At 57.1% G+C, this 2,220-nt stretch carries 1 protein-coding gene; it reads right to left on the reverse strand.

Annotation, left to right across the window (positions count from 1 at the left end; genetic code table 11):
* Positions 1–65: 65 nt before the first annotated feature.
* Positions 66–2,220: polyribonucleotide nucleotidyltransferase (gene pnp / locus ACEW8J_RS06570; RefSeq protein WP_373490843.1), on the reverse strand; the 2,155-nt coding region annotated here is incomplete at its 5' end.

Genomic DNA, 2,220 nt, shown 5'->3' on the forward strand with positions numbered 1-2,220 from the left:
CGGCTCTCCGTCAAAAAAAAGGGCCCGGATCGCTCCGGGCCCCTGGTTTTTCATTTTGCGGAAATCTAGTCTTCGGTGATCGAAGCAGGCAATGGAATATCTCCGCCGCCTTCATCCTTTGGACCGTCGTTGTTCCGACCGCGTCCGCCGCTGTCACGGCCACGTCCACCGCCATCGCGTCCACGACCACCTCCGTCACGACCGCCATCACGGCGGGGTCCACGAGGCTTGTCACCGCGCGGTTCGCGGGCAGGACGGGTGTCCTCCAACTCTTCACCGGTTTCCTGATCCACAACCCGCATCGACAGGCGAACCTTGCCGCGCTGGTCGATTTCGAGAACCTTGACCTTGACGGCCTGGCCTTCGCTCAGTTCGTCAGAGACTTTCTCGACCCGCTCATTCTTGATTTCAGACACGTGGACGAGACCGTCCTTGCCGCCCATGAAGTTCACGAATGCGCCAAAGTCGACCAGGTTCACAACCTTGCCGTCATAGACTTTGCCGACTTCCGCTTCTTCGACGATGCCCTTGATCCATGCGATCGCCGCATCAATCTGGGATTTGTCGGAAGAGGAAACCTTGATCAGCCCTTCATCGTCGATATCGACCTTAGCGCCGGTTTCCGCAACGATTTCGCGAATGACCTTGCCGCCGGTACCGATAACGTCGCGGATCTTTTCCTTGTTGATCTGCAAGGTTTCGATGCGCGGAGCATGTTCGGACATTTCGGTACGGGTGCCGCTAAGCGCCTTGCTCATTTCACCGAGAATATGCGCACGACCGCCACTGGCCTGTTCCAGAGCAGACTTCATGATTTCCTGCGTAATGCCGGCTACCTTGATGTCCATCTGCAAGGAGGTGATACCCTTTTCGGTACCCGCAACCTTGAAGTCCATGTCGCCGAGATGATCTTCGTCGCCGAGAATGTCGGACAGAACCGCAAATTCTTCGCCTTCGAGAATCAAGCCCATCGCAATGCCGGAAACCGGACGCGCCAAAGGCACACCGGCGTCCATCATCGCAAGTGAACCGCCACAAACGGTCGCCATCGAGGATGAGCCGTTCGACTCGGTGATGTCGGACAGCACCCGGATCGTGTAAGGAAATTCTTCCACTGTCGGCAATACCGGACGGAGCGCGCGGAAAGCGAGCTTGCCGTGACCGGTTTCGCGGCGGCTGGTAAAGCCGAAACGCCCAACTTCGCCAACCGAATAAGGCGGGAAGTTATAGTGCAGCATGAAGTTGGTGTAGCTCAAGCCGTCAAGCCCGTCGATCATCTGCTCGGCGTCTTTTGTTCCGAGGGTGGTCGTCACAATCGCCTGGGTTTCACCGCGGGTGAACAGAGCCGAACCGTGGGTCCGAGGCAGCAGGCCAACCATGGCTTCGATCGGGCGAACCTGATCGAGTTTGCGGCCATCAATCCGGGTACCATCCTTGATGATCGCACCGCGAACGATTTCGGCTTCCAGCTTCTTGACCATCTTGCCGGCGGTCATCTGGGTCTGGCCGTCTGCGTCGGCATATTTTTCCTTGGCTTTGTCACGAACCGCATTCAGAGCATTCGAACGCTCCGATTTGTCGGTTTTCTTGTAAGCCGCAGCGATATCTTTTCCGACCAGCTTGCGCAGTTCGTCCTTGATCGCGCTATTGTCGTCACCAGCGTCAAGCTTCCATGGCTCTTTCGCAGCCTGTTCGGCCAGATCGATGATCAGGTTTGCAACCTGCTTGGATGCATCATGCGCGAATTGCACGGCACCGAGCATGACTTCTTCGGACAGCTCCTGTGCTTCCGATTCAACCATCATCACAGCGCCCATCGTACCGGCAACCACCAGATCAAGTTCGCCTTCAGCGACTTCATCCATGCTCGGGTTCAGCTGATATTCGCCTTCCTTGTAGCCCACGCGAGCCGCGCCGATCGGGCCCATGAACGGAACACCGGAAATGGTCAGCGCAGCAGACGCTGCAACCATCGCCAATATGTCGGGCTCGTTGATGCCGTCATAGCTCATGACCTGACAGATCACATTGATTTCGTTGTAGAAACCTTCGGGGAACAGCGGACGGCAAGGACGGTCGATCAAACGCGATGTCAGCGTTTCTTTTTCCGTCGCACGGCCTTCGCGCTTGAAGAAACCACCCGGGATACGGCCGGCGGCTGAGAATTTTTCCTGATAGTGCACGGTGAGCGGGAAGAAATCCTGCCCTTCGCGAACCGAT

Origin of the sequence: Parasphingorhabdus sp., from assembly GCF_041748495.1 — a bacterium.
Lineage (GTDB): Bacteria > Pseudomonadota > Alphaproteobacteria > Sphingomonadales > Sphingomonadaceae > Parasphingorhabdus.